The 25248-nt window shown below is 72.3% G+C and carries 25 protein-coding genes and 2 pseudogenes; 14 read left to right on the forward strand and 13 right to left on the reverse strand.

Features of this window, described 5'->3' with window-relative positions; genetic code table 11:
- Window positions 1-40 precede the first annotated feature (40 nt).
- On the forward strand, window positions 41-949 hold the full coding sequence (locus ACFYO2_RS01140; RefSeq protein ID WP_388342319.1) for a pseudouridine-5'-phosphate glycosidase: 909 nt from the start codon (window positions 41-43) through the stop codon (window positions 947-949).
- Entirely contained in the window at window positions 946-1911 is a 966-nt protein-coding gene (locus tag ACFYO2_RS01145) for a carbohydrate kinase family protein (protein WP_388342321.1), read from the forward strand. The genes ACFYO2_RS01140 and ACFYO2_RS01145 overlap by 4 nt, the downstream gene beginning before the upstream one ends.
- A 147-nt stretch (window positions 1912-2058) precedes the next feature.
- Here ACFYO2_RS01145 and ACFYO2_RS01150 read toward each other — a convergent pair whose 3' ends face one another.
- Window positions 2059-2853 carry a methyltransferase gene (locus ACFYO2_RS01150; protein WP_388342324.1) on the reverse strand — a complete coding sequence of 265 codons (795 nt, stop codon included), beginning with the start codon at window positions 2851-2853 and terminating at the stop codon, window positions 2059-2061.
- 242 nt (window positions 2854-3095) lie between these two features.
- On the opposite strand from ACFYO2_RS01150, the gene ACFYO2_RS01155 reads away from it, so the two are divergent.
- On the forward strand, window positions 3096-4223 hold the full coding sequence (locus ACFYO2_RS01155; protein WP_388342327.1) for a magnesium and cobalt transport protein CorA: 1128 nt from the start codon (window positions 3096-3098) through the stop codon (window positions 4221-4223).
- A gap of 59 nt (window positions 4224-4282) precedes the next feature.
- Here the strand turns inward: ACFYO2_RS01155 and ACFYO2_RS01160 are convergent, their stop codons facing one another.
- The 3 genes from ACFYO2_RS01160 to ACFYO2_RS01170 form a co-directional block, all read right to left on the reverse strand.
- On the reverse strand, window positions 4283-4714 hold the full coding sequence (locus ACFYO2_RS01160; protein ID WP_388342330.1) for a CBS domain-containing protein: 432 nt from the start codon (window positions 4712-4714) through the stop codon (window positions 4283-4285).
- 125 nt (window positions 4715-4839) lie between these two features.
- Window positions 4840-5253: a PPOX class F420-dependent oxidoreductase gene (locus tag ACFYO2_RS01165; RefSeq protein WP_388342333.1), complete on the reverse strand. Its 414-nt coding sequence runs from the start codon at window positions 5251-5253 to the stop codon at window positions 4840-4842.
- Between the two features lie 69 nt (window positions 5254-5322).
- Complete coding sequence (locus ACFYO2_RS01170; RefSeq protein ID WP_388342336.1) at window positions 5323-5964, reverse strand: uridine kinase; 642 nt, start codon at window positions 5962-5964, stop codon at window positions 5323-5325.
- A 302-nt stretch (window positions 5965-6266) separates the two neighbouring features.
- On the opposite strand from ACFYO2_RS01170, the gene ACFYO2_RS01175 reads away from it, so the two are divergent.
- The 3 genes from ACFYO2_RS01175 (at window position 6267) to ACFYO2_RS01185 (ending at window position 9587) form a co-directional block, all read left to right on the forward strand.
- A complete protein-coding gene (locus ACFYO2_RS01175) occupies window positions 6267-6968 on the forward strand; it encodes a DUF2293 domain-containing protein (RefSeq protein ID WP_388342339.1) in 702 nt (233 codons plus the stop codon).
- Between the two features lie 398 nt (window positions 6969-7366).
- Complete coding sequence (locus ACFYO2_RS01180; RefSeq protein WP_388342342.1) at window positions 7367-7846, forward strand: DUF1772 domain-containing protein; 480 nt, start codon at window positions 7367-7369, stop codon at window positions 7844-7846.
- Between the two features lie 253 nt (window positions 7847-8099).
- Window positions 8100-9587: a glutamate synthase subunit beta gene (locus ACFYO2_RS01185; protein WP_388342345.1), complete on the forward strand. Its 1488-nt coding sequence runs from the start codon at window positions 8100-8102 to the stop codon at window positions 9585-9587.
- A gap of 41 nt (window positions 9588-9628) precedes the next feature.
- Here ACFYO2_RS01185 and ACFYO2_RS01190 read toward each other — a convergent pair whose 3' ends face one another.
- A complete protein-coding gene (locus ACFYO2_RS01190) occupies window positions 9629-10177 on the reverse strand; it encodes a carboxymuconolactone decarboxylase family protein (protein ID WP_388342347.1) in 549 nt (182 codons plus the stop codon).
- A gap of 47 nt (window positions 10178-10224) precedes the next feature.
- On the opposite strand from ACFYO2_RS01190, the gene ACFYO2_RS01195 reads away from it, so the two are divergent.
- The 4 genes from ACFYO2_RS01195 to ACFYO2_RS01210 all read left to right on the forward strand — a co-directional run bounded on the left by ACFYO2_RS01195 (window position 10225) and on the right by ACFYO2_RS01210 (window position 14108).
- Window positions 10225-11658, forward strand: a complete 1434-nt coding sequence (locus ACFYO2_RS01195) for a PLP-dependent aminotransferase family protein (protein WP_388342349.1) — start codon at window positions 10225-10227, stop codon at window positions 11656-11658.
- A gap of 390 nt (window positions 11659-12048) precedes the next feature.
- Entirely contained in the window at window positions 12049-12387 is a 339-nt protein-coding gene (locus ACFYO2_RS01200; RefSeq protein WP_388342351.1) for a hypothetical protein, read from the forward strand.
- A 4-nt stretch (window positions 12388-12391) separates the two neighbouring features.
- The gene (locus ACFYO2_RS01205) at window positions 12392-13159 is read left to right on the forward strand and encodes a hypothetical protein (protein ID WP_388342354.1); all 768 of its coding nucleotides are present in this window, start codon (window positions 12392-12394) and stop codon (window positions 13157-13159) included.
- 244 nt (window positions 13160-13403) lie between these two features.
- Complete coding sequence (locus ACFYO2_RS01210; RefSeq protein ID WP_388342356.1) at window positions 13404-14108, forward strand: tyrosine-protein phosphatase; 705 nt, start codon at window positions 13404-13406, stop codon at window positions 14106-14108.
- A gap of 187 nt (window positions 14109-14295) precedes the next feature.
- Here the strand turns inward: ACFYO2_RS01210 and ACFYO2_RS01215 are convergent, their stop codons facing one another.
- Together ACFYO2_RS01215 and ACFYO2_RS01220 are read right to left on the reverse strand one after the other, a co-directional pair.
- Window positions 14296-14550, reverse strand: coding sequence for a DUF397 domain-containing protein (locus ACFYO2_RS01215; protein ID WP_210575902.1), 255 nt, complete (start codon window positions 14548-14550; stop codon window positions 14296-14298).
- A complete protein-coding gene (locus ACFYO2_RS01220) occupies window positions 14551-15411 on the reverse strand; it encodes a helix-turn-helix transcriptional regulator (RefSeq protein WP_388342358.1) in 861 nt (286 codons plus the stop codon).
- A 217-nt stretch (window positions 15412-15628) separates the two neighbouring features.
- Here ACFYO2_RS01220 and ACFYO2_RS01225 point away from each other — a divergent pair, with 217 nt between their 5' ends.
- The 3 genes from ACFYO2_RS01225 to ACFYO2_RS01235 all read left to right on the forward strand — a co-directional run bounded on the left by ACFYO2_RS01225 (window position 15629) and on the right by ACFYO2_RS01235 (window position 18903).
- A complete protein-coding gene (locus tag ACFYO2_RS01225) occupies window positions 15629-16363 on the forward strand; it encodes an ATP-binding protein (protein ID WP_388342360.1) in 735 nt (244 codons plus the stop codon).
- Window positions 16360-16794 (forward strand): hypothetical protein, encoded by a 435-nt coding sequence (locus tag ACFYO2_RS01230; RefSeq protein ID WP_388342362.1) that lies wholly within the window; start codon window positions 16360-16362, stop codon window positions 16792-16794. Before ACFYO2_RS01225 ends, ACFYO2_RS01230 begins: the two co-directional genes overlap by 4 nt.
- Before the next feature lie 135 nt (window positions 16795-16929).
- Window positions 16930-18903: an ABC transporter ATP-binding protein gene (locus tag ACFYO2_RS01235; RefSeq protein WP_388343905.1), complete on the forward strand. Its 1974-nt coding sequence runs from the start codon at window positions 16930-16932 to the stop codon at window positions 18901-18903.
- A gap of 2 nt (window positions 18904-18905) precedes the next feature.
- Here ACFYO2_RS01235 and ACFYO2_RS01240 read toward each other — a convergent pair whose 3' ends face one another.
- From ACFYO2_RS01240 to ACFYO2_RS01255, 4 genes and pseudogenes are all read right to left on the reverse strand, one after another.
- Entirely contained in the window at window positions 18906-19091 is a 186-nt protein-coding gene (locus tag ACFYO2_RS01240; RefSeq protein WP_388342365.1) for a hypothetical protein, read from the reverse strand.
- 145 nt (window positions 19092-19236) lie between these two features.
- Window positions 19237-19398: pseudogene (locus ACFYO2_RS01245) on the reverse strand (DUF899 domain-containing protein); the annotation flags it as partial.
- A gap of 29 nt (window positions 19399-19427) precedes the next feature.
- Window positions 19428-19556, reverse strand: a pseudogene (locus ACFYO2_RS01250) (hypothetical protein); the annotation flags it as partial.
- A gap of 18 nt (window positions 19557-19574) precedes the next feature.
- A complete protein-coding gene (locus ACFYO2_RS01255; RefSeq protein WP_388342368.1) occupies window positions 19575-20927 on the reverse strand; it encodes an amidohydrolase in 1353 nt (450 codons plus the stop codon).
- A 139-nt stretch (window positions 20928-21066) separates the two neighbouring features.
- On the opposite strand from ACFYO2_RS01255, the gene ACFYO2_RS01260 reads away from it, so the two are divergent.
- A complete protein-coding gene (locus ACFYO2_RS01260; protein ID WP_388342371.1) occupies window positions 21067-22017 on the forward strand; it encodes an endonuclease/exonuclease/phosphatase family protein in 951 nt (316 codons plus the stop codon).
- A 72-nt stretch (window positions 22018-22089) separates the two neighbouring features.
- Here the strand turns inward: ACFYO2_RS01260 and ACFYO2_RS01265 are convergent, their stop codons facing one another.
- Together ACFYO2_RS01265 and ACFYO2_RS01270 are read right to left on the reverse strand one after the other, a co-directional pair.
- Entirely contained in the window at window positions 22090-24066 is a 1977-nt protein-coding gene (locus ACFYO2_RS01265) for an FUSC family protein (protein ID WP_388342373.1), read from the reverse strand.
- Between the two features lie 151 nt (window positions 24067-24217).
- On the reverse strand, window positions 24218-25027 hold the full coding sequence (locus ACFYO2_RS01270; RefSeq protein ID WP_388342376.1) for a nucleotidyltransferase domain-containing protein: 810 nt from the start codon (window positions 25025-25027) through the stop codon (window positions 24218-24220).
- Window positions 25028-25248: the final 221 nt, after the last annotated feature.

Raw genomic sequence — 25248 nt, forward strand, 5'->3', positions numbered from 1 at the left:
GCCAGACATGAGGGAAGACCGACCGACAGGAGGCAGGCACGTGGTGCTGGTGGTGTCCGAGGAAGTGCGCGATGCGATCGACGCGCGTCAACCGGTGGTGGCCCTTGAGTCCACGATCATCGCGCACGGGCTGCCGCGCCCGCGCAATCTGCAGGTGGCACTGGAGCTGGAGGATGTCGTGCGGCAGGAGGGGGCCGTGCCCGCGACGATCGCCGTGCTGGACGGACGACCCCATGTCGGCTTGGACAAGAGGCAGTTGGAGCGGGTCGCGAACGAGGACGGTATCCGCAAGCTGGGCCACCGCGACCTGCCGCTCGCGGTGGCCTCCGGGGCGAGCGGGGCGACCACGGTGTCTGCGACCGCGCTGCTGGCGGCCCTGGCGGGCGTGCGGGTGTTCGCCACGGGCGGGCTCGGCGGGGTGCACCGGGAGTGGACGGTGACGCAGGACGAGTCGGCCGACCTCGGTCTGCTGGCCCGGACTCGGATCACCGTGGTGTGCGCGGGCGTGAAGTCGATCCTGGACGTGCCGGCGACCCTGCAGCGGCTGGAGACGCTGGGGGTGGCGGTGGCCGGGTACGGCACGGACCGGTTCCCCGGCTTCTACCTGTCCGACTCGGGGCATCCCGTGGAGTGGACGCTGGACAGCCCGGGGCAGGTGGCGGACGTCATGCGGGCGCAGGACGCGGTCGACGGGCCCGAGTCGGCGCTGATCGTCGCCAACCCGGTGCCCGAGGAAGAGCAACTGGATCCCGAGCTGCACGCGCGCGTGCTGGCCGACGCGCTGCACGCGTGCGAGGAGGCGGGGGTCACGGGGCAGCGAGTCACGCCGTTCCTGCTGAACTACCTGGTGCGGCACACCGACGGCGCCTCGCTGACCGCCAATCTCGCGGCGGTGCGCGGCAACGTACGGCTGGCGGCCCGGATCGCGGCGGCCTGGACCAGGGCGTGACAGCGGAGCGGCCCGGGCCCGGTGCGGCGGATCACCGGCACGGCGGAGTGCACACAGGCGGCGCGCTGCTGGTCGTCGGGGACGTCGTCACGGACGTCGTGGCCCGGCACCAGGGGCCGCTCGCTGGAGGTACGGACACGGCGGCCACGATCCGCACGGTGCCGGGCGGAGCGGGCGCCAATGTGGCCTGCTGGGCCGCTCACCAGGGCGGTGCGGAAGTGCGGCTGCTCGGACGGGTGGGCGCGGACTCGGCCGCCTGGCACGAACGGGAACTGCTCGCGTGCGGAGTACGGCCCCGGCTGGTCGTCGACCCCGAGGCGCCGACCGGGACGGTGATCTGCCTCGTCGACACGGGTGCCGCCGCCGAGCGGACGTTCCTCACGGACAGCGGCGCGGCGCTGCGGCTCACGCCCGGGGACTGGTCGGACGCGCTGCTCGACGGCGTCGCGCGGCTGCATCTCTCGGGCTACCTGCTGTTCTCCGAGCCGAGCCGCGCGCTGGTGGCGGTCGCGCTGGAGGCGGCACGCGCGCGTGGCGTGCCGGTGAGCATGGATCCGGCGTCGGCCGGTTTCCTCGTGGAGCTCGGGGTCGACCGTTTCCTGACGCTGGTCGAGGGCGTGGACGTTCTGCTGCCCAGCCGTGACGAGGCACGCCTGCTCACGGGGTTGCCCGATGCAGCGGACGCGGCGGCCAAGCTGAGCCGCCACGTCCCGCTGGTGGTCGCCAAGCTGGGCGCGGAGGGTGCGCTGGTGGCCCGCTCCGGAAACGTGGTCGCCCACGTCCCGGCGCTCCCCGCGACACCTCGGGACACCACGGGAGCCGGCGACGCCTTCACTGGCGCCTTCCTCGCCGCCCTCCTCACGGGCGCCGGGCCCGAGGCCGCGGCGGCGGAGGGGTGCCGGGCGGGGGCGGCTGCGGTGGCGCGGGTGGGGGGTAGACCGCCGGTGGCCGGCTTCGACTGACGGCAGCCGACGGGTTCGTACTGTTGCGATCGCTGCCCCGGCCCGATGCCACCGTGCCGGGCTCCCGGCCTCGGCTCAGCTCGTTCCCTACGCCGTACGCGCTGCTCCTAAGCCGTACGCCCACTTCTCGACCTAAGAGTCCCACTCCTACGCCTTACGCCCCCACGCCGAGATCATCGGTGCCGTGGCGAGGTCCATGCCGCCGGAGGCCACGTTCGCGAGGTGGCGGTCGATGTCCTCGTCCGTGGCGAGGCCGGTGGTGACGAGCTGTTCGCGGATCTGGCGGATCGTGGCGGATTCCAGGGCGCCGCAGGCGGGTGAGGTGAGCGGGAAGTAGGCGTCGGCCTCAACCCGGCGCAGGCCGGCCTCGCGGAGCAGGCGCGGCAGCCTGCGGCCGTAGGCAAGGTCGGCGCCCCGGTCGGCGAGAAGTTGACGGAAGCCCTGCCGCAGCCGGTTCGCCAGCTGCTGCTCGGGGCCGTGGTCGTCGGGGCAGAGCAGCGGCTGCATGGCGGGATCGGCGTCCTCGACCAGGATCCGTCCGCCGGGGCGCAGGGCCTTGACCATCGATCGCAGCGCCCTTTCCCGATCCGGGACATGGACGAGGACGAGCCGGGCGTGGACGAGGTCGAACCCGTCCCCGGGCGGCTCCTGGGCGCCCACGTCGTGGACGCGTACCTCGACCGGCGGGCGGGCGGCCGCGGCGAGGCGCGAGGTCTCGATGTCGGTCGCGACGACCCGTCCGGTCGGGCCGACCTTCTTGGCCAGCCAGGACACCACGGAGGTGCCGCCGGCGCCGACTTCCCAGCAGCGCCAGCCGGGTCCGATGCCGAACGCTTCGAGGTGCCGGAAGGTCGTGGGGTCGAAGAGGGTGGCGAAAGCGTCGAAACGCTCCGCCGCCTCGGTCTGCCGGTTGTCGAGGAGATACCCGTCGGTTCGCGTCATACCGCGATCATCCCAGTTGACCGTCTTGTCCGGAGTGCTCGACGCGGCGCCTACGACGAGATGGGCGGGCCACCCCGCCCGCCGGATGCCCCGCATCCACGGCCGGATCGATTCTCCACAGCCGGGAACAAAGCGGAACGCCCTGTTCCCACAGGCTTGCACGCACCTCACCTCGAGCTGGCAAACTGGCACGCCAGGGCGCGGAAACGCGGCGCGAGGGAGATCCACGCAAGGAGATCCAGATGTCCATGGCAGGGAATCTGCGCAAGGTCACGAGCCTCGGCAGGGTCGGTGGCCTGCGCAAGGTGGCACGGCTGGCACGGCGGCGCCCGCGCGTCGACCTGAGCCACCCGGCCCGGTCCCCGCTGGGCACCTCGGTGGTGAACTGCGTGACGTACCGGGACGGCGTCCGGCTTCCGGTCGGCGTCGATCTGGTCGACGCCGTGGAACGGGTGCGCAAGAACCGCGAGGGCTTCGTCTGGCTCGGTCTCCACGAGCCCACGGACCAGGAGTTCGCGGGGATCGCGGAGCTCTTCGACCTGCATCCGCTGGCGGTCGAGGACGCGGTCGAGGCCCACCAGCGCCCGAAACTGGAGCGCTACGACGAGACACTGTTCGCGGTGTTCAAGACGGTCTGCTACGTCGAGCACGAGGAACTCACGGCGACCAGCGAGGTGGTCAACACCGGCGAGATCATGGTGTTCGTCGGCCAGGACTTCGTGATCTCGGTACGACACGGGCGGCACGGCTCGCTGGGCCCGCTGCGCGAGGAGCTGGAGGCCGATCCGCAGCAGCTCGCCAAGGGACCGGCCGCGGTGCTGCACGCGATCGCGGACCATGTGGTCGACGACTATCTGAACGTCACGGACGCCGTACAGGCGGACATCGACCTGGTCGAGATGGCCGTCTTCGCGGAGAACGGGGCGCGGGTCGACGCGGGCCGCATTTACCAGCTCAAGCGTGAACTCCTCGAGCTGAAGCGAGCCGTGGTTCCGCTCGGCCGGCCGCTCGAGGATCTCGCCACCCGGCCGATCCGGGTGGTCGATCCGGAGATACAGGCCTACTTCCGCGACGTCTCCGACCATCTGCTGCGCGCCAAGGAACAGATCGCCGCGTTCGACGAGTTGCTCAACTCGATTCTTCAGGCGCACCTCGCGCAGGTGACGGTCGCACAGAACGAGGACATGCGGAAGATCACGGCATGGGCGGCGATAGTCGCCGTACCGACGATGATCTGCGGGGTGTACGGCATGAACTTCGACCACATGCCGGAGCTGCACTGGCGGTACGGCTACGGCATGGTGATCGGGGTGATATCCGTCGGGTGCCTGGCCCTGTACCGCGGCTTCCGGCGCAACGGCTGGCTCTGACAGCCGGGGCGGCCGGCCGGGACGACCGGCCGGAGGGGGTCAGTGGCCGCGGGACGGGCTCAGTGGCGGCCGGGGGTCCTGGCGTAGACGCTCTCCGCCCAGGACGCCATCTGGTCATCCGTCAGGTGCTGGGCCAGGTCGGCCTCGCTGATCATGCCGACCAGGCGCTTGTTCTCGATGACGGGGAGCCGGCGGATCTGGTGCTCCTGCATCTCGTGGATCACCTCGCTGACATCGGCGTTCGCGTCGATCCAGCGGGGGGTGCCGTGGGCCATCTCGCCCGCGGTGACCTTGGCCGGGTCGTGGCCCATGGCCACACAGCCGACGACGATGTCGCGGTCGGTGAGGATGCCGCAGAGCCGCTCGTCCGCGTCGCTGATGGGCAGGGCACCGACGTTCAGCTCGCGCATCAGCTGGGCGGCGCGGTCCAGGGTCTCGTGGGCGGGGATCCACTGGGCACCCCGGTGCATGATCTCTCCGGCGGTGGTCATAAGTACCTCCCGGTGCCGGGCGGCATGCGCGGCACGAGGTAATGCACCGCAAGTCCCGGTGCACTACATTCTCGCCGCGCGGCCGGACCCACGCACCCCGAACTCAGGGCCGCCGGTCCGGCGGGTCATGCCGAGAAGCCCACGATCTTCCGCGGGACAACGCGGATGATCACGCGAACCTCGTCGTCCCTCTCGGCGGGCGGGTCGGTGCCGAGGTACTTGTGCGAGAGGTCGTGCGGGAGCCGCTTGTCCTCGTCGGGGAGGATCTCGGCGGTGCCGCGGATCTCGACCGAGGTGTAGGGGTTGGTGAGGTCGAAGACCGAGAGGCTGATGCGGGGCTCACGGCGCAGGTTGCGGACCTTCTGGCGTCCGTCGGTGGAGGAGAAGAGCACGGTGTCGCCCTCGCGTTTGATCCAGACCACCGAGTTCTGCGGGGCGCCGTCAGGGCCGAGGGTGGCGACGCTGGCGAAGTTCTTGCCGTCGAGGAGAGCGCGGACGGAGTCGTCGAAGGTGACGGAAACGCTCGAGGAGGTCGTCATGACGACAGCGTAGTTAAATGCGCATGCATATAAAAGCGGTTTGCCGGATCGCTTGGGACGCCGGTCGGATCAGCCGTTCCATGCCGGGCGTCGCGGGTCGTCGGCGCGTACCAGGACATCGGCCGTGCCGGCCGGGTCGGTCTCGTCCTCGTAGCGCTCGAAGGCGGGAAGGGTCCAGTGCTCGGCCTCGGGGGTGCGGCGGCGCAGGGCGCCGGGTGAGAGGAGGACGTGGACGGTCAGGTCGAAGGGGAACCAGTGGCGCAGCAGGAGGGGGCCGTGCAGCAACAGGAAGCCGCCGGGCGGGAGTCGGACGTAGGGGCTGCGGGTGGCGCGGTCGGTGGTGGGGTCCCACAGGTCGGGCAGAACGCGGCCGTCGCCGTCGGGTTCGAGGGGGCCGAAGACCTCGCGCCAGAGGGAACCGGTGTCGAACCAGCCGTCGTAGTAGGCCTCCACGTCCTGGTGGCCGTACTCCAGGCGGAGCGAGGCGGGGCGCAGGAAGCCGTCCGTGCCGACGACCAGCGAGGGGCGGCCGCGTATGCGCAGGGCCTCGCAGACGCGGTCGGCGAGGTCGCCCGGCCGGGCGGCCGGGGCGCCGTCGAAGGCGATGCGTGGCCAGGGGCTGCCGTCGGCCGGCTTCAGATCGAGCAGTCGTTCGACCAGGAGGTCGCCGAGCCGGTCCCAGGTGATCGCTTCGAGTCGCACACCGCCCATGATGCGTCAGGCCCGGGTCCGGCCGCGTTCCGCACATGGGCACGCCGGGCGGCGGGCGGGCCGGCGCAAACCTCTCCGCGCACGGGGCGGTACCGGCTCGGGGGCGAGCGGGTACTCGACGGTGCCGGTACGGATGCGTCGGGTGTCATGTCGTTGGCCGGTCCGGCGGTGGCGGTACTGGACGGATCGAGATGCCGGCGTGGCAGGGGGGTGTCGGGGGTCTCTGCCGGCGGTGCGATCGGGGTCGGCCAGGGGCACGAAGGGCGTAGTTGCGGTACGGCGGCAGCGGGAATGAACTCCGTATGGCGTCGCTCGCAACTCCCCCGCTTCGGATCGGACTTCTCGTCATCCAGCCGCTGCGCAGACGGCACTGCGCCGAGTGCCGCGGCGGGCCGTTGTCACTGCTCGTGCTGGAGGACGGTGCGCCACGGTGCCTGGACTGCGCGGATCTCGGGCACCTGGTGTTCCTGCCGCGCGGTGACACAGCGCTGACGCGCCGGTCGCGGGAGGAGAGTGCGCTGTCGGCGGTGGTCGTACGGTTCAACCGGCGCAGGGGCCGTTACGAGCGGCAGGGCGTTCTCGTCGAGGAGGCGGGGCTCGCCAGGGCCGAGGCGCGGTGCCTCGCGGACACGGAGGCGCGTCGACGACGCCGGGTCCGGGACGCGGCACGGCGGGCGGCTCAGGACCTGCGGTTCACCGACGCCTTCGCGGCGGAGATACGACGGCTCTTCCCGGGGTGCCCGGCGGACCGGGCGCGGGCGATCGCCGAGCATGCCTCGGTGCGGGGCAGCGGACGGGTGGGGCGGAGTGCGGCGGGGCGGGCGCTGTCCGAGGGAGCGGTGATCTCGGCGGTCGTGGCCTCCGCGCGGCATGTGGACACCCGGTACGACCAGTTGCTGATGAGCGGGGTGGCACGGCACGAGGCGCGACGGCGGATCTCGGCGGGGGTGGAGACGGTGCTGCGGGGATGGCGGGCGGAGGGGGCGGAAACAGAGGCCGGCTGAGGGCGGGGGCGGGCACCGGATGGGCGGACGCTGGGGACGGTTGCTCGACGCCACAGGGCCGGCCGGGCCGACCGGCCCTTGTGACAGCGCGCCACGGCGGCGGATCGGGGGATCCGGGTATGGGGGTATCGGGGTATCGGGGTATCGGGGTATCGGGGTATCGCGGGAGCTTGAGACACCGAGTGAGCGAAAGGGCATTGGCGTCCCCGCGCACCGCCGTGCCTCGAGTTCCGCCATCGCGCGTCCCGTGGCCACCCCGCCTCTTGCCCGGCCCGACCTGGACGCTCGCGTATGTCCCCGCGCGGTTCGGGCATGGTTCGTGGGTCTGGGCGGGGATTCACTTGGGGTGACGGTGGTGCCGGGCGGGAGCTCGGCCGGACGCAGGAGTTGGTGTCTGGATGATCGAGGGACCCTATTTTGTGCTGACCGTGCTGGGCGTGCTGGCGACCGGGCTGGTGGCCGGGGTCTTCTGCGGGTTCTCGACGTTCGTGATGCGAGGGCTCGCCGCGCTGCCGCCCGCGCAGGGCGTCGCCGCGATGAACGCGATCAATGAGAGCGCGGTGCGGCCGGCGTTCATGGTCGTGTTCGCCGGGTCGGCGGTGCTCAGTGCGGTGATCGCCGTGGTGACGTTCGTGCTGTGGCCGGACGAGGGGACGGTGGAGCTGCTGGTGGGCAGCGGGCTGTACCTGTTCGGCGTGTTCGGGCTGACCATGGTGGCGAACGTGCCGCGCAACGACACGCTGGCCGGGCTGGATCCGGGCACCCGAGAGGCGGCCGCCTATTGGCCGACGTACGTGCGTGAGTGGACGCTGTGGAACCACGTCCGCATGGTCGCCTCGGCCGCCGCGGCGCTGGCATACGTGCTGGCCCTCACCTGACGCCAGGCGCCTCACCGGCCTGGTACCGGCGCTGGCACCCGCTTGGTACCGGCCCTGGCACCCGCCTGGTGCCGGCACCGGCGCCTGCCTGGTACCGGCCTGGCATCCGCCCGCGAGAAAGCGCTGTCGGACGCTCTGCGCGAGGGACCGCCGGGACGTATCGTGGCCGGAAGTAGTTCGAAAGAGTGCCGCCCGATGACGCACGGCCACGTCGGACGCGCAAGCGTCGCACGCGTAGGCAAGGAAGACGCTCATGGCCGATCCCAAGGGATTCATGACCACGCCGCGCCAGGACTGGCCGCGCAGGCCGGTCGCGGAACGGGTCCGGGACTGGGACGAGGTCTACGTACCCGGGGCGCTGCTGCCGATCATCAGCAAGCAGGCCGACCGTTGCATGGACTGCGGCATCCCCTTCTGCCATGAGGCCTGTCCGCTGGGCAACCTGATCCCGGAGTGGAACGACCTGGTGTCCCGGGAGGACTGGCGTGCAGCCGCCGACCGGCTGCACGCCACGAACAACTTCCCGGAGTTCACCGGCCGGTTGTGCCCGGCGCCCTGCGAGTCGGGGTGTGTGCTGGCCATCAACCAGCCCGCGGTGACCATCAAGAACGTCGAGGTCGCCATCGCCGACCGGGCGTGGGAGCTCGGGTTCGCGCCGCCGCGGCCGCCGGAGCGGCTGTCCGGGCGGACGGTCGCGGTGATCGGGTCGGGGCCCACCGGACTTGCCGCGGCACAGCAGTTGACCCGAGCGGGTCACACGGTCGCCGTGTACGAGAAGGACGACCGGCTCGGCGGGCTGATGCGGTACGGCATCCCCGCGTTCAAGATGGAGAAGCACCACCTGGAGCGGCGGATCGAGCAGATGCGGGCGGAGGGCACGAAGTTCCGTACGTCGACGGCGGTCGGGCGGGACATCGGGGCCGCGGAGCTGCGTTCGCGCTACGACGCCGTGGTGATCGCCACCGGAGCGACGGCGTGGCGTGAACTGGACGTTCCCGGGCGGGAGCTGACCGGCATCCACCAGGCGATGGAGTACCTGCCGCTGGCCAACCGGGTGTGCGAGGGCGACCTGGAGGTCTCGCCGATGTCCGCCGCCGGGAAGCACGTCGTCATAGTCGGCGGCGGTGACACGGGGGCGGACTGTCTGGGCACGGCGGTGCGGGAAGGCGCCGCGTCCGTCACGCAGTTGGACATCTACACGCAGCCGGGCAGTGAGCGCGACGAGGACATCGATCCCTGGCCGACGTACCCGAAGATCTACCGGCTGTCGGCGGCGCACGAGGAGGCCGGCGAGCTGCGGACGGCCCCGGCGGCGAACGCCGACGCACGGCTGTTCGCGGCGTCCACGCTCCGCTTCACCGGGGACGCCGACAGGCACGTGCGGTCGCTGCATCTCGTCGAGGTCGACGCGCAGCGACGGTCCGTACCGGACACCGGGCGGACCCTGCCCGCCGACCTCGTGCTCCTCGCCCTCGGCTTCTCCGGCCCCGACAAGGAGGACGGACTCGTCGACCAACTGGGGCTGGGACTGGACCCCCGCGGAACGCTCACGCGGGACGCCCGCTTCGCGACCAACGTCCCCGGCGTGTTCGCCGCCGGTGACGCGGCGCGCGGTCAGTCGCTGATCGTGTGGGCCATCGCGGAGGGGCGGGCGGTGGCGGCGGCCGTCGACCGCCATCTGACGGGAAGTTCACGACTGCCGGCGCCGATCGGGCCGTACGACCGCCCCATGGTCGTATAGGAGTCGCATAGGAGTCGTATGGGCCACTAGCGGCTGAGCCACTAGCGGCGCTCGTCCGTCCCCGCCACCTTGCCCGTCGACAGCGCCACCCGGTTCCACGTGTTGATCGTGAGGATCAGGGCGAGGACGTGGGCGAGTTCCTCCTCGTCGAAGTGGGCTGCGGCGCAGGCGTAGACCTCGTCTGAGACGCCACCGTCGGCGACCAGGGTCACCGCTTCCGTGAGGGCGAGGGCCGCCTGTTCCTTCTCGGTGAAGAAGTGGCGGGCCTCGCGCCACACGGCGACCATGTGGAGCCGGTCCTCGCTCTCGCCGGCCTTGCGCGCGTCGTTCGTGTGCATGTGCAGGCAGTACGCGCAGTGGTTGAGGTGCGAGGACCGGATCTGGATCAGCTCGACGAGAGCGGGGTCGAGGCCTTGGCGGGCGGCGGCGTCGAAGCCGACGAGGGCGCGGAAGACCTTCGGGGCGGACTTCGCGAAGTCCAGGCGGGCCCGCCGAGCCTTCGGCGCGGCGATCGCGGCAGTGGGGTCAGCGGTCGCGGTGTCGGTCGTCGTGCTGTCAGCGGTCGTGGTGTCGATCGAGTTCGTCGTCATGTCCATCAACCTACGAGCCGGATAGACCCTCTGTAGGGTGCATTTCCATGGATGAATCGTGGGTCAATTCCGCGGAGCGGATCGGTGCCGACCTGCATCTGGAGCTGTCCGGCCCGGGCGGGCGGCGGGCAGCGCTGATCCGCGCGCTGCGTGAGGCCGTACGTGGTGGGCGGCTCGCTCCCGGTACCCGGCTGCCGCCCTACCGCTCGCTCGCCGCCGACCTCGGTGTCGCCCGCAACACGGTGGCCGACGCGTATGCGGAGCTCGTCGCGGAGGGCTGGCTCACCGCCCGGCAGGGCTCGGGCACGCACGTCGCGGACAGGGCCGAGCCGCTGCGACACGCCGCGAGAGTGCCCCGGAAGGCACCTCCACGCGCGCGTGGACCACGGCACGACCTGCGGCAGGGCACCCCGGACGCGTCGTCGTTCCCGCGCGAGACCTGGCTCGCCTCCTACCGGCGGGCCCTCCAGCAGGCGCCCAACGAGGTGTTCGGGCCGGGCGATCCCGCCGGCCGCGTCGAGTTGCGGGAGGCGCTCACCGAGTACCTGGCACGCGCGCGCGGCGTACGTAGCGAGCCGGGCCGGATCGTGATCTGCTCCGGCTTCGCGCACGCGCTGCGGCTGCTGTTCGGCCAGGACAGGGGCGGGGGCGGCGGGGTGCTGCGCGGTCCGCTGGCGGTGGAGGCGTACGGACTGGGGTTCCACCGGGGGCTCCTCGGCGCCGCCGGCGTGCGGACCGTACCGCTCCCCCTGGACGAACGCGGCGCGCGGGTCGAGCGGTTGGGGCGCGAGCGGGCCGCGCTGCTCACGCCCGCGCACCAGTTCCCGACCGGCGGACCGCTGGATCCCGCGCGCCGGGCCGCGGTGGTCGACTGGGCACGCGCACGTGGCGGTGTGATCGTCGAGGACGACTACGACGGCGAGTTCCGTTACGACCGCAAGCCGGTCGGCGCCGTCCAGGGGCTCGACCCCGAGCGCGTGATCTTCGTCGGCTCGGTCAGCAAGAGCCTGTCACCGGCGGTGCGGCTGGGCTGGATGGTCCTTCCCGAGCGGTACGTCGACGACGTACTCGCGGCCAAGGGCGAGCGGGAGGCCTGGGCGAGCGTCCTGGATCAGCTGAGCCTCGCCGACTTCATCTCGCGTGGGTCCTACGACCGTCATGTGCGGCGGATGCGGCAGCGCTACCGGAGCCGCCGGGACCGTCTCGCCGCGGCGCTCGCCGCGCAGGCGCCGCATGTCGAGGTCACCGGTGTCGCGGCCGGACTGCACGCCGTGCTGCGGCTGCCGCCCGGCACCGAGCGTTCCACGGTCAAGGCGGCCGCCTGGCAGGGCGTCGCCCTGGACGGCCTCGCCGAGTTCCGGCACCCGGACACCGACATGGCGGCCCGGGACGGTCTGGTCGTCGGGTACGCGACGCCCTCTGAGCACGCCTACGGGGCGGCGCTGGACGCGCTGTGCGGGGTGCTGCCGCCGGGTGAGTGAGCCGGGGCTCCTGCCTCCGGACGAGCGGCGTGTGTGAGCGGAGGGCTCCTGCCTCCGGACGAGCGGCGTGTGTGAGCGGAGGGCTCCTGCCTCCGGACGAGTGGAAGTGCCCGGTCTCCTGCCCGCGGAGGAGCAGTCGGTGCTGCCCGGGGAGGAGCCGCCCGGGGCGCCCTGGTACCGCCGCACTGATTTTCTCGTCGAGTGCCCGAAAAGTGGCTTACGGGCTACAGGGATCAGAACTGCGGTGGGATCATCGGAACAGGAGGTGTTCTGTCGCCGTGTCCGGATCTCCGGTCTGCGGTGGCCCGCCCCCATCCTTCGTTCCGCCGCAGGCGTAGGGCCCACCCCGCGCGTCCCCCCTGGTTGGCGGTCGGTCCTGGAGGGTGATCGATGACGACGCTCGACGAACGTCACGGAGAAGGCGCGCGAGAAGGGGAAGGGGAAGGGGTCCGGGCCCAGGGTGCGTTCGGCCTGGTCGGGGCCGACGTCCCGGCTGCGGTCCCGCTGGATCGGCCCAGCGCCGCGCTCCCTTGGCTCGCAGGCGCCAAGGCCGCGAACCTCGCCCGCGCGGCCCGCGCCGGGCTGCCGGTGCTCCCCGGCTTCGTGATACCGCCCGGAGGGGGCGGCGACACCGTCGCCCTGCGGCGGGCCTGGGACGAACTGTCCGAGGGGGGCACCCGCCCGCTCGTCGTGCGCTCCTCGTCGCCGCACGAGGACACGGACGAGTGAGCGGGTGCGTGCCTCCGACCGGCGACAGCGGGACCTGGCGGCCCGTCAGCAGGACGTGCTGGCCCGGCTGCGTGCCGCGACCGAGCCGGAGCTCAGCGGCGGCACACGGTTCCGTTGGCTGGAGGACCCCGCGGAACGCACGTACGTCTTCGTGCCGGTCCTCATGGTCACCGGCGTGCTGCTGTCGGGTCTCGCCTGGCTGGTGCAGCGGATCGCGTCGGTCACCGCCAGGCCCGCCGAGCGGCGGCTCGCCGGACGGCTGGCGATCCTCGCCGCACCTGCCCCCGCCGCGCACGACGACCACGACGACCTGGAGGACCTGGAGGACCTGGAGGACCTGCCGGCCCTTGGCTTCGGCCGCTCCCGGAGCCGCACCGCGCGCGCGGGCGCCATCGGCGTGGTCGCCGTCGCCCTGGTCGGCGCGCTCGTGGTGGGGCTCGCCGACCTCACGCAGACCAGGGAGGAGGACGCGAACGACAGCGCGGCGACCTCCGTGGTCGTCCAGGTGGACCTGCGAGGCACGGACATGACAGCCGAGCGGCGGTCGCTCGCCGCGCAGCAGGTCTGGGAGCGCTGCCGGGACTCCACGTCCGTGCCGCTGAGCCACGCGGCGTTCGGCGACCTGGGGGACGGCCTGTACGCCGGGGTCGTCCGGCCCGCCCTGACCGACCACGACCGACTGCGGCTGCGTGGCTGCCTGGAGGACGCGACCCTGGAACGTGCCCACCTCACGGTGGTCGGCATCGGAAACGCGGACAGGGACGACGACTGACCCGCGGCAACCGGGCCCCGAGCCCCGGCGACCGCCCTCCGACCCTCGACCCCGACGGCGATTTGCGGTCACCGTCACGGGCATCCGCCGACCCCGCCGCTCTCACAAAACCCCACTGCAGACGACGTACGCGCACCCCAAGGCCAACGCCTGCGATCACCTAGCCGCACGTACACGGACAAGACGCCCCAGGCCACCCCGGGATAGCATCGAAACCCCGCCTCCCAGTTCCCCCGGGTCGCCCATGGCTGTCCTCAGCGCAACCCTGCCCACTCCTGTCCTCCACCCGCGCCCGCTGTCCCGTCGCGCGCTGCGAATCCTCCTCCTCGTGGTCCTCGGCTACCTCGCCCTGTGGGCCACCGGCGCCCTGAGCATCCTGGGCATGTCGTACCTGGCGCGCGAGGGGACCCCGGCACCGGCAGGGACCCGCACGGTGCAGGGCGTGCACCACTTCCAGCGGGTCGACACCGAGGGACGGCTGTGGCGGGGCGCGGCGCCCTCCCCCGCCGGGTACCGGACGCTGGCGAGCATGGGCATCACCACGGTCGTCGACCTGCGCGCCGAGGACCTCAGCGCGGCCCAGCTCGCCGAACCCCGGCAGGCCGGGCTGGACGTCGTACACATGCCCATTCGCGACGGGCAGACGCCGAAGCCCGAACAGGTGCGGCGCTTCCTCGACGTGGTCGCCCAGGCGTCCGGGCCGGTGTTCGTGCACTGCGGCGCGGGCGTCGGCCGTACGGGCGCGATGGCCGCGGCATATCTCGTGCAGACCGGAGAGCGGTCGTCGCCTTCGGCGGTCCGGACGAATCTCGCCGTCGGACCGCCGTCGATCGAGCAGATCTACTACGGGCTGAACCTCAGCCCCAGCAAGGCCGACCAGCCTCCGCTCCCGGTGGTCGTGGTGAGCCGTCTCGTGGACGCGCCGCGACGGATCTGGTCCTCGCTGTAGACACCGCGATGTTGCAGGGCCCTGCTGTCAGGGCTTGCGCCCAACGCCCCGTACCCGGGAATGTGTTCGGCTGGGCGGGAATGCCGGTGCCGATGTCCAGGAATTTGTGTCGATCTCAACCACTGATTCAGTACCCATCAATTCAGCATTTAGCAAGGAAATTCAGCAAGAAAAAGGGGCAATCACGTCACGACAGCAGGAAGTCGGCCTCCCCCGCTTTCGCACCTTCGATGAACGCGGTCATCTCGTCCGTGGTGTAGATCAGCGCCGGTCCGTCCGGGTCGGTGGACTGGCGGACGGCGATCCGGCCGTCGGCGAGCTTCATCGCCTCCAGGCAGTTCCCGCCGTTGCCGCCGCTCCACGGCTTGTGCCAGCCTTCGCTCCCCAAGTCCCGCGCGGGCATGCCGTTGTAGACGCGTAGGCGCGGCTTGATGCGATCCATTCACAACTCCTTGCGGAGATCCCGGAGGATCTCCTTCGTGCGATGTGCCGTAGCGGCCTGCGCCGCCATGCGGTCCATGACCTCGAGGTGGGTCGCCACCTCCGCGCGCGCGTCCAGGTAGACGGCGCCGGTCAGGTACTCGCTGTACACCATGTCCGGAAGTTCCGGCACGGCGAATCGGAACAGCACGAAGGGCCCGTACGTGCCGGGGTGCGGCCCGTTGGCGAACGGGGCGACCTGCAGCGTGACGTTGGGCAGCTTCGTGGCGTCGAGCAGTTTGTCGATCTGGGCACGCATCACCTGCGGGCCGCCGACGGGGCGGCGCAGCACGGTCTCGTCCATCACGACCCACAGCCGGGGGGCGTCCTGACGGGTGAGCAGATCCTGGCGTTGTATGCGCAGGTCGACATGGCGCTCGATGTCGCAGGGGCTGGTCTGGCCGATGGCCCCGGACCGCAGGACACCACGCGCATAGTCCTCGGTCTGCAGCAGGCCCGGAACGAAGTGCGGCTCATACTGGCGGATGAGAGCGGCCGCGCCCTCAAGGCTGACGTGCATCGAGAACCAGCCGGGCAGGACGTCGTGGAACCGCTGCCACCACCCGGGCTGGTTGGCCTCCTCGGCCAGTTGGACGAAGCCCTCGGCCTCCAGGTCGGAAACGCCGTATGCCTTCAGGAGCAGTTGGAGGTACGGGATTTTGAGTCCGACCTCGGCCATCTCCATACGGCGGACCGTGGCGGGGGCGACGCGGAGGATGCGGGCTGCCTCCTCACGCTTGAGACCGGCGCGTTCCCGCAGGTCCAACAGGCGCCGACCGAGAACGACCTGGCCGACCGTCGGCGCGGACCGCGGTTCGCTCACCCTCCACCTCCACAAATCGGGCCGGCCACAAAAGCATGCTGACAGCCCTACGGCGCCATTCGAAGACCTATTCGAAGATCTGTACGGATCTCCGGTGATCCCAACTGGCGCCGCTGGACGTGCTGTTGCGAGCAGTGTGCCACGGCACTTCACCGCGTCAAACAGCACTCTGCATTTTTCAGAGTGACACTTGCCAAGTGTTCACGGCGGGGCGATAGTGGCAAGCGTGATTCCGTCCCCGCCCTTAGGAACAGACGCCGCCGCGGACCCCCCCACCGGTCTCGGCGCCGCCGCGGGAGTGAGCCCCGACAGGGCCGCTGTCGAGCGCCGGTTCCGGTTCGAGCTGGCCGCACATCCGGGTTCTCCCGCGCAGGCCAGACGGCTGACGCGGGCCCGGCTGACGCACTGGTCGGTCGGCGAGGACACCTGCGACTCGGCGGCCCTGGTGGTCTCCGAGCTGGTCACCAACGCCATCGTGCACACCGCGAGCCGCCGCGTCGTCTGCGAGCTGCACGACGGTGACGACCTGGTGCGCATAGCCGTACGTGACGAAGGCTGCGCGCCGGGTGAGCCGCATCCGTCTCCGCAGCGGCCCGAGGAGGAGCAAGGGAGGGGACTGCTCCTCGTCGACGCCCTGTGTCACAGCTGGGGGGCCCACGAGCACGGTCCGGGCCTGCTGGTCTGGGCCGAGCTGCCGCGCAAGGGCGACACTCCGCGCGACGACGCGTCCGTCCCGCGCAACGACCTGGGCTGGGGAGCCCGCCCGAAGCCGGGGCCGCCCGGCGGTCCGGGCGAGGGGGGCGAGGGGGAGGCGTGCCATGGTGCGGCCCTTCCCGCGTTTGAAGAAACGACACATCAGCACCGAGTGGCCGATGCCGAAGCGCGTCACCACGAGACGGGGATCGCGGGTGTCCCTCCGATCGGTCGGAGCCGAGATCGGGGCAGCCCGTGAGCGCCGGCTCGGGTGGCCGGGTGCTGACCCTGGACACCCTGGTCCGCCTCCGCCGCGGGCTCCGCACGCCGGGAACCCCGCGCGCCCTGCCCCTGCCCGAGGGCATGACGGCACCGCTGGGCTGTGACGCGGTGGCGGTGCCCGCCCGGTTCGGCCCGCTGCTGAGATCGCGGTTGCCGCAGATGGGGTGCGTCTACGCCGACGAGACGCACTGGTGGTGGATCGTTCCGTCCGACTCGGACTACGCCCTGGAGTGGCCCGCCCCCGCGCGGTACGCCACCGGAGCGACGGTCCCCCACGCGCCGACCACCCCCGGCCTGATCCACAAGCCGGACGGCACCCTTCCGTACACCCCGCCGATACCGCTCTTCCTCGCCCTGTGCCGACTCACCGGGACGACTCCCACCTGGTCCCGGCCGGTCAGCGCGTAGCCCTCCGGTCGTGCGCCCGCGCGCTCCCGTCTCTTCAGCACGCGCCCTGCCCCTCGGCTGTCCGCCCCGCGATAGTGGCCGTTCGCCCACGATCGCGGGAGGTCGACGGTGGGAACGAGGCGCGGCGAGGGCGGCATGGACACCCCCGATAAACCGGAAGTCTCCGAGTCGGAGCAGCTGCTCTTCGGCGGCCCGTTGCGCTACGACATGGGCTGGAACTCGCACGCGGACGCGTTCCTGGAGCTGAACTTCCGGGCCATGCTCACCCGCCTCCCGTCCCTGCTCACGGCCAGCTTCCGGCTCGCCTGGCAGGCCGACCGGCGGGCCGCCCGGACCGTAGTGGCCTGTGAGGTCGGCCGGGGCCTGGCCCAGGCGGTGAGCCTGCTGGCGGTCAACAGCGTGCTGGGCCGGCTGATCGGCGGCGGCGCCATGGAGGACCGGCTGCGCGGCGCCGTACCCGCGCTGATGGTGATGGCCACCGTGATGCTGGTCGGGGCACTGCTGCGGGCCGCGTCGACGTACGCCACCGGGCGTCTGGAGCCCAAGGTGGAACGGGTGGCGACCGAGCGGTATCTGGAGCGGGCGGCGACCGTGGAGCTGTCCGCGATCGAGGACCACGCGTTCCACAAACTGCTGGACACCGCGCAGTACGGCGCCGCCTCCGCCCGGCGGATGATCTCGTACGCCACCCGCGTGGTGAACGCGATGATCTCGCTGATCGCGGCGGCGGGCGTTCTGACCGTGCTGCACCCGGCGCTGCTGCCGCTGCTGGTGACGATGACCCTGCCGAGCGCCTGGAGCGCGCTGACGAACGCGCGCCGCCGCTACGAGTCCTTCCACACCTGGGTGCAGCACGCGCGCGCGGGACGGCTGCTCGGCGCGCTGCTGATCGAACCCGAGGCGGCTCCCGAGATCCGCGTGCACGGAGTGGGTCCGTTCCTGCTCCGCCATTTCCGCGAGATGTCCGAGACGGCGGAGGCGGAGCAGGCCCGGCTTGCGCGGCTGGCGGCCCGGACGGGCCTGATCGCGGCGGCCTGGACGGGCCTGGCGACGGCGGCGACGTACGCGACGCTGGGCGGGCTGCTGCTGGCGGGCGCGATGGCGCTGTCCGTGGCGGGCACGGCCGTGATCGCCATCCGCACGGGCTCACAGAGCCTGGGAACCCTCGTCGTGGAGATGAACGCCCTGCATGAGGAGGCGCTGTTCGTCGGCGACCTGCAGCGGCTCTACGTGGAGGCGGCCGAGCGGGCGATTCCGGTGGGCGGTGCCGCCCTGCCGGACGATCCGCGCGAGATCCGGTTCGAGAACGTCACCTTCACCTACCCGGGTGACGCGGCCCGCCCCGCCCTCGACGACGTGACGCTCACCGTCCCGATCGGCAGGATCGTCGCACTGGTCGGCGAGAACGGCTCCGGCAAGACCACGCTGGTCAAGCTGCTGGCCGGGCTGTACGCCCCCGACCGGGGACGGATCCTGTGGGACGACGTGGACGCCGCGGGCGCGGACCGGCATCTGCTCGCGGAGCGCGTCGCGATGGTGGCCCAGGACTTCAAGCGGTGGCCGTTCACGGCTCGTGTCAATGTGGCGGTCGGCCGTTCCTCGGCGCCGCTCACCGACGAACGCGTGGCCGGGGCGGTCGGGGAGGCCGGGGCCGAGGACGTGCTGGCGGACCTCCCGCGCGGCCTGGACACCCTGCTGGCCCGCAACTTCAGCGGCGGGCACGAGCTGTCGGGCGGTCAGTGGCAGCGGCTGGGGATCGCCCGGGCCGCGTACCGGCGCGGTCGCATCCTGATCGTGGACGAGCCGACGGCGGCCCTGGACGCCCGGGCCGAGCTGGAGGTCTTCGACAAGATCCGGGCCCTGGCCGGGACCGGTCAGACGGTCATCCTCATCACCCACCGGCTGGCGTCCGTGCGCCACGCGGACCTGGTGCACGTCCTGGACCAGGGCCGGCTCGTGGAGTCCGGTACGCCCGACGAGCTGCTGGCGACCGGTGGGGTCTACGCGGAGCTGTACTCCCTCCAGGCGGAGCAGTTCACGGCGAAGGTGCCCGGGCGGGCACCCGCTTCCCAGAAGACGGCGAAGGTGCCCGCCCCGAAGGCGGGCTGACCTCACACGACCGCGTCGACCGCGGCCTCCCCGCTACGCACGATAACCAGGAACATGTCAGTCGCGAGGTCCATGACAACCTCGGCGGGCATGCCTTCCAGCCGCCGCGCTTGTGCGAACTCCTCCGCCGGCCACGAGCCTCGCGGCCCACCTGCGGGAAAGCGTTCGAGCACTGTTCGCCCGTTCACCACCCTGCACCTCCAGAAAGCGTCGTAACTGTAGGAGTTAACGCCTTCCAGTGGCTGAAAGCCTCGTTCGGTTGCGGGACTGAGACGTAGCTGACACAAATTCAGCGCGCAGCGTGAGGGATTGGTTACCTAACGGTCATTTTCGCTACTGTCCGTGTCCCTCCTCGCACTCATCGTGATACCGGATGCGCTCACTGCCCGCGGGCGCCCCGAGAGCCGACCCGCGCCCCTTCGGTTCCTCCCACTCCTCCTGCCGTCCCAGCGCGGTGAGGTCCGGCAGGCTGGTGGTCGAGCGCCGCCCTCGAAGGCGTACTCCGTGTCGATCTCGACCATCGGCAGCCCGCGGCGCTCGGCATTGAGCGCGTCCCGCGCGCGTGAGGCCTTCTCTTTTCCGTCCCGCCCGCCGGTCACCACTCGGATCGGAACGGACCGTCGCACAGGAGGAGCCATGTCGCTTCGACGCATCGCTGCTTCGGGGATTTCTCAGGTGTAGTAGTTCTGGATCCGCTTGCCGTGGCTCCGGTCGACGAGTGCGGGCAGCCGCTCCCCCAGCTCCGCGACCACGGCGGGGACGTCGATCGTCAGCAGCTCGCGGTCGCGCATGAGGATCCGGCCGTCGACGATCGTCGTACGGACGTCGGAGGACCGGGCGCTGTGCACGAGGGTCGCGGCCAGGTCGTGGACGGGCTGGGTGTGCGGGCCGGTGAGGTCGACGAGGACGATGTCGGCCCGCCGCCCGGGGGCGATGCTGCCGACGGTCTCGCCGAGACCGACCGCCCGGGCGCTCTGCAGCGTGGCGTGGTGCAGGGCTTGGCGGGAGGTCAGCCAGCGCGGATCACCTGTCGTGGACTTCTGGATCAGGGCGGTGAGGGCCATCGACTCCCACACGTCGAGGGAGTTGTTGGAGGCGGCGCCGTCGGTGGCGAGTCCGACGGGGATGCCGATGTCGTGCAGGGCGCGCACGGGTGTGGTGGTGGGCCAGGCGAACTTGAGGTATCCGCGGGGTGCGGTGGCGACGGCCGTACGGCCCGCGGCGCCCGCGAGGACGGGCAGGTCGCGCTCGATGATGCCGCTGCCGTGCGCGAGGAGAACGTCCGTGTCGAGGATCCCGGTGCGCCCCAGGACCTCGATCGGGGTGACGCCGTGGCGGGCGAGGCTGGCGTCGGTCTGGTCGCGGTTCTCGGAGGCGTGGATGTGCACGGGCAGGCGGTGCTCGCGGGCGTGTTCGGCGGTGGCGGCGAGGTCGGCGTCGTCCACGGTGTAGGGGGCGTGCGGGGCGAGGGCCGTGGTGATGCGGCCGTCGGCGCCGCCGCGGTGCCGTAGCGCGAACTCCAGGGACTTTTCCCGGCCTTGGGGCCCCTGCGAGGAGAAGTACGCCTCGCCGAGATGGGCCCGCATCCCGCACTCGGCGACGACGGAGGCGACCGCGTCCATGCTGAAGTAGTGGTCCGCGAAGCAGGTGACGCCGCCGCGGATCATCTCGGCGCAGGCCAGCAGCGCCCCCAACTCCACATCCCTGACAGTGAGGTTGGACTCCACCGGCCAGACGACGTCGTTGAACCACTCCTCGGTGGGCAGATCCTCTGCGAGGCCGCGCAGCGCGACCATCGGGGCGTGGGTGTGGCAGTTGACCAGCCCGGGCAGGGCGACCTGGCCACGCGCGTCGAGGCGTTCGGCGGCGGCCCGGTCCGCGACGGCGGCTGCGCTCGTCACCAACTCGACGACTCCGTCCCGTACGACGATCGCGGCGTCCTCCTCGAAACCGATGCGCTCCCGCTCGTCGTGCACGAGGACGGTGCAGCCGGTGATGACGAGATCGGCGGGAGAGTCACTCATCACGCCAACGTACGACGCCGTGGTCGCCTCGCGTGAGCCGAATCGCGCATCCCGTCGGGGCTCTGTCCCGGGGCGCCCCGTGCGGGCACGCTGACGTCACCACCGCCCGCCGCCCGACGGCATCTGGAAGGGGCCCGGCATGCTCCTCGGCACCTGGAACCTGGAGAACCTCTACCGTCCCGGCGGGCCGTTCGGCCCCCAGGACAAGGCCGCGTACGAGACGAAGCTCACCGCGCTCGCCGCCGTGATCACGCAGCTGGACCCGGCGCTGCTGGGCCTGCAGGAGGTCGGCGAACCCGAGGCGTTGCGGGACCTGGCCGGGATGCTGGACGGCGAGTGGCACATGGCGCTGTCCCGGCGCCCGGACAGCCGCGGCATCCGGGTCGGCTTCATCGGTCGTACGCCGTTCGAGGTGCTGTCCGACACGAGCGCGTTCCCGGCGAAGCTGCGGCCGGTGCAGGCGGACGACGAGGGCGTGTCGGTGGCGGAGGCGGGCCGGGGCTTCCTGGCGGTGGAGGCGGCGACGGCGAACGGGCCGCTGCGGGTGGCGGTCGCCCATCTCAAGTCGAAGCTCCTGTCGTACCCCGGCGGCCGGTTCCAGCCGCGGGACGAGGGTGAGCGGGCGCGGTACGGCGCGTACGCCCTGTACCGGCGGGCGGCCGAGGCGACGACGCTGCGCGCGCTGGCCGACGACCTGCTCTCCGGTGAGGGGCGCGAGCGGGACGTGGCCGTCCTCGGGGACCTGAACGACGAGGAGCGGGCGGCCACCACCCAGATCCTGCTCGGCCCGCCCGGCTCCGAGATCGGCACTCCCGGCTACGAGGCGGCCGACCGGGGCGACGCGACCCGCCTCTGGAACGTGGCCTCCCTGATCCCGTCCGAGCAGCGCTACTCCCGCGTCAACTCCGGGCGCCGCGAGCTCATCGACCACGTCCTGGTCAGCCACCGCCTGGTGCACCGCGTGACGGAGGCGGGGACGGGCCGGCCGGGCGACGGCACGCTGCGGCTGCCGTCGGTGGGGCCGGATCCGGCGGAGCGGCGGGGAGCGCCGGGGTCGGATCACGCACCGGTGTGGGTGCGGGTGGGGTAGTAGCCGCATCGGCGGACGGAGCGCCTGCCATACGGCGACTTGTCACACAGCGGCCTGTAACACAGCGGCCTGTCACACGGCGAGCGGAATGTCCGGTGCCCGCAGCCCCAACCGCTCCCGGTGCCCGGCGAGTTCGTCGAGCAGGGCGACCAGGCGCTCGGCGTGCTCGGGCGTGAGCCGCCCGGTGTCGTCGAGGTGCACGGCGCAGGCGGTCGTCGTGTCGACGAGTTGCTCGAGGGTGTCGGCGGCCTCGTCCGCACCCTCGGCGTGCCGGGCGAGCGCGGGGAGTTCGGCGGCGGCGAGGGCGATGGCCGTACGGGCGTCGGCGAGCGTGCGGTAGGCCTCGCGGCGCAGGGTCCAGCGGCGGGCACGGGCGTCGGTGGTGCGGGCGGTGTTGGTACGGGCGAACTTGGTGAAGGCGGAGTTGGTGCGGGCGACGTTGGTACGGGCGGACTTGGTGAAGGCGCGAGCCTGGGGGTTGCCCGCGAGGTGGGCGTCGGACTCGCGCAGGACGTGCGCCAGGTACGCGTGCGCCGCGCTCTGCGCCGCGGCGAGCCGCGCACGCACCCCGCCGGCCCGCTGTCCCGGCATCGGCAGATGCCCCACGATCAGCACGATCGCGCAGGCCAGGAGGGTCTCGCCGATCCGCCCGGCGGAGGCCTGCGGCTCGCCCCCCACCATCACGAGCGACAGGACGAGCACGGTGACCACGGCGGTCTGCGCGGCGAAGTGCCGTGTGGCGACGGGAATCAGGGCGCCGCTGAGGGCGACCAGGGCGATGAGCCCTTCCGGCCGGGGCAGCACCGCGGCGAACCCTGCGAAGACGAGGGCTCCCAGGACGGTCCCGGCCGCACGGTTCAGCACGCGGGAGGCGAGCGGCCCGAGGTCGGGCTTGACGAGGAAGACGGCGGTGGCGGGCATCCAGTACCAGTGCGGGTGGTCCCCGTACCAGCGGGCGTGGTGCAGCGCCTGTGCCACGCCGACGCTGGCCCCGAAGCAGAGGGCCACCCGCAGGCCGTACTCCCGTCCGCCGGCCCCGAAGGCGGTGCGCAGCACGTCCCGGACTCCACGCCGACGCGTGTGCAGGTCGCTCCCCTTGCCCCGGTCGAAGGCCTCGGCGGCGTGCAGGAGGGCGTCGTCGAGCGCGCGCAGCCCGGCCGCCGAACGGGAGGGAGCGGGCAGCGGCCCGGTGTGCGTGTTCTCCCGTACGGCGGCGGCGAGGCGCCGGGGCCCCTCGGAGGCCCGCCCGGACACCGCCTCCCCGGCCCAGGCCAGCGCGGTCGCGGCCTCCGCGAGCGGCAGTGCGGCGGCGTACTGCGCGTGCAGCCGCCGCTCGGCCGCGGAGGTGGCGTACCTGCGCAGCCGGGGCCCGGCGAGGGCGTCCTGCGCGTGATCGAGCGCGGCGGTGAGCGCCGCCCGTCGCGCCCCGGCGTCGGGGGTGCCCACGGCGTCGAGCAGCTCGGCCACGGCGTCGTACACGGCGGCGACGGCCTCCCGCTCCCCGTCGAACCGGAAGTCCCCGGCGAGCCCGCCGGGGGTAGGGAGGACGAGCCGCAGACCGAGCAGCCACCCGGCCCCTACGAGGTAGGCGAGGGCCCGCTGCCACCCCTCCTCGGGCACCGGCATCCCGGCCCCGATGGCGGAGGCGACGAGCAACTGCGTCCCGGCCGCTGAGGCGACGGACCCTATGGCACTGCCGCTCCCGGCGACAAGCCCGACGAGCGTGAAGAGCGCGGTCAGCGCCACGGCCCCGACGTGCTCCCCGGCATACGTCCCCACGAGCAGCCCACCGGCCCCCGCGAGCGCGGGCGCCCCCAGCCGCCGCACCGAGGTCCGCCGGCTGCCGGGCCGGTCGTTGATCCCGGCCAGCATGGCGGCGATGGCCGCGATCACGCCGAGGGAGGCCCGGCCGGCGACAACGGCCGCGAGCAGCAACGGCCCCGAGGCCAGCGCACCTCGCAGTACCGCGTTCCAGGGCACGGGCCCCCGCTGAGCGCGAAGGGCGTGGGCGAGCCAGGGCGGAAGGGGCAGAGCGGCGGGGCGGGACACGGGGCTCCTGTCGTCTGTGCGAGGCGGGGGTGTGCCTTCGGGCGACGGTGGCCGGGCTGTGGGCTGTGGTGTCCACGGTAAATCGCGTTCTTGGAGAGAACGGGACGACCGTATTTCGGCGATGTGACGATCGGCCGCAGAAGCGTGTTCTTTATGAACGCAACGGGGGCGGCCCCGGGTGCGTGAAGAGCCTCTCCGCGTCGGCAACGGCCCCGGCCAACGCGTCCGGCTCCGGACGCAACCGCCCGAGGATCTCGTCGACGCCCCGCAGTCCGGCCCGCTCGAGCAGCCGCTTCTCGTTCGTCACCCATTCCCCGCGCCGCGCGAGCACGCCGTGCCCGGCCTGCATGGCGGCCGTGGCGATGGCGCCGGCGACCTCCGCGAGCCGGCCCGTCGGAGCGTGGTTGGCCCTGCCGTAGGCGAGGGTGGCGAGGGCGGTCCCGTGCCAGCGTTCGGCGGCGGAGGTGCGAAGTTTCTCCGGATAGGCGGCCGGCCGCGGCAGTTCGCCGCGCAGTACGCGATTGACCGCCAGCTCGGCAACGATCAAGTAGCTCGGAATCCCCGCGAGATGGAACAGCAGGGGTTCCACCCGGAAGCGCCCCTCCTCCGCTTCCGCCAACTCGTGCTCCACCACATCCAGATCCCGGTAGTGCACGTCCACGCGCCGCCCGTCGATCATCAGCCACGCACCCCCGTTGAACACGCCGCCACCCCAGCCGCCGACCTCGGAGACCTCGCCCTGCCAGCCGAGGGCGCGCAGGTCGGCGGGGGCGAAGGACCCGCGGTAGTAGACGGCCAGGTCCCAGTCGCTGTCGGGCCTGTGGGTGCCCTGGGCTCGGGAGCCGCCGAGGGCGACAGCCTGGACGGTGGGGAGGGCGGCGAGACGGTCGGCGGTGGTGTCGAGGAAGGTGGTGTCGGGGAGGGAGGGGGCAGGGAGAGAGGGGTCGGCGAGTGAGGGCATGGCCGCAGCGTACGTAAGCCGCTCGCCGGACCTCCACGCAATTGCGTCCCGTCCCTCAGCCCGTGGCCGCCACCCCGAAGTCGGTCCCGGAGATACCCCCAGCCGCTCCGCGATCCGCCGCAACGGCTCCCGCAGGGCGGTCAGTTCGGCGCGGGCGGCGGCGCGCGCCCCGAAAATCGGATGCGGCTTCGGCAGGCGGCCCGCATGATCGGCGGGTTGTC

The organism is Streptomyces sp. NPDC006602 (assembly GCF_042870385.1).
Taxonomy (GTDB): Bacteria; Actinomycetota; Actinomycetes; order Streptomycetales; family Streptomycetaceae; genus Streptomyces.

Coding starts and splice junctions, on each gene's coding strand:
- ACFYO2_RS01210 (WP_388342356.1), top strand. CDS start 13,404: ATGGCTGTCCTCAGCGCAACCCTGCCCACTCCTGTCCTCCACCCGCGC.
- ACFYO2_RS01195 (WP_388342349.1), top strand. CDS start 10,225: ATGGATGAATCGTGGGTCAATTCCGCGGAGCGGATCGGTGCCGACCTG.
- ACFYO2_RS01170 (WP_388342336.1), bottom strand. CDS start 5,964: ATGGGCGGTGTGCGACTCGAAGCGATCACCTGGGACCGGCTCGGCGAC.
- ACFYO2_RS01190 (WP_388342347.1), bottom strand. CDS start 10,177: ATGACGACGAACTCGATCGACACCACGACCGCTGACAGCACGACGACC.
- ACFYO2_RS01260 (WP_388342371.1), top strand. CDS start 21,067: ATGCTCCTCGGCACCTGGAACCTGGAGAACCTCTACCGTCCCGGCGGG.
- ACFYO2_RS01175 (WP_388342339.1), top strand. CDS start 6,267: ATGGCGTCGCTCGCAACTCCCCCGCTTCGGATCGGACTTCTCGTCATC.
- ACFYO2_RS01215 (WP_210575902.1), bottom strand. CDS start 14,550: ATGGATCGCATCAAGCCGCGCCTACGCGTCTACAACGGCATGCCCGCG.
- ACFYO2_RS01150 (WP_388342324.1), bottom strand. CDS start 2,853: ATGACGCGAACCGACGGGTATCTCCTCGACAACCGGCAGACCGAGGCG.
- ACFYO2_RS01235 (WP_388343905.1), top strand. CDS start 16,930: ATGGACACCCCCGATAAACCGGAAGTCTCCGAGTCGGAGCAGCTGCTC.
- ACFYO2_RS01200 (WP_388342351.1), top strand. CDS start 12,049: ATGACGACGCTCGACGAACGTCACGGAGAAGGCGCGCGAGAAGGGGAA.
- ACFYO2_RS01160 (WP_388342330.1), bottom strand. CDS start 4,714: ATGACCACCGCCGGAGAGATCATGCACCGGGGTGCCCAGTGGATCCCC.
- ACFYO2_RS01255 (WP_388342368.1), bottom strand. CDS start 20,927: ATGAGTGACTCTCCCGCCGATCTCGTCATCACCGGCTGCACCGTCCTC.
- ACFYO2_RS01165 (WP_388342333.1), bottom strand. CDS start 5,253: ATGACGACCTCCTCGAGCGTTTCCGTCACCTTCGACGACTCCGTCCGC.
- ACFYO2_RS01270 (WP_388342376.1), bottom strand. CDS start 25,027: ATGCCCTCACTCGCCGACCCCTCTCTCCCTGCCCCCTCCCTCCCCGAC.
- ACFYO2_RS01155 (WP_388342327.1), top strand. CDS start 3,096: ATGTCCATGGCAGGGAATCTGCGCAAGGTCACGAGCCTCGGCAGGGTC.
- ACFYO2_RS01180 (WP_388342342.1), top strand. CDS start 7,367: ATGATCGAGGGACCCTATTTTGTGCTGACCGTGCTGGGCGTGCTGGCG.
- ACFYO2_RS01185 (WP_388342345.1), top strand. CDS start 8,100: ATGGCCGATCCCAAGGGATTCATGACCACGCCGCGCCAGGACTGGCCG.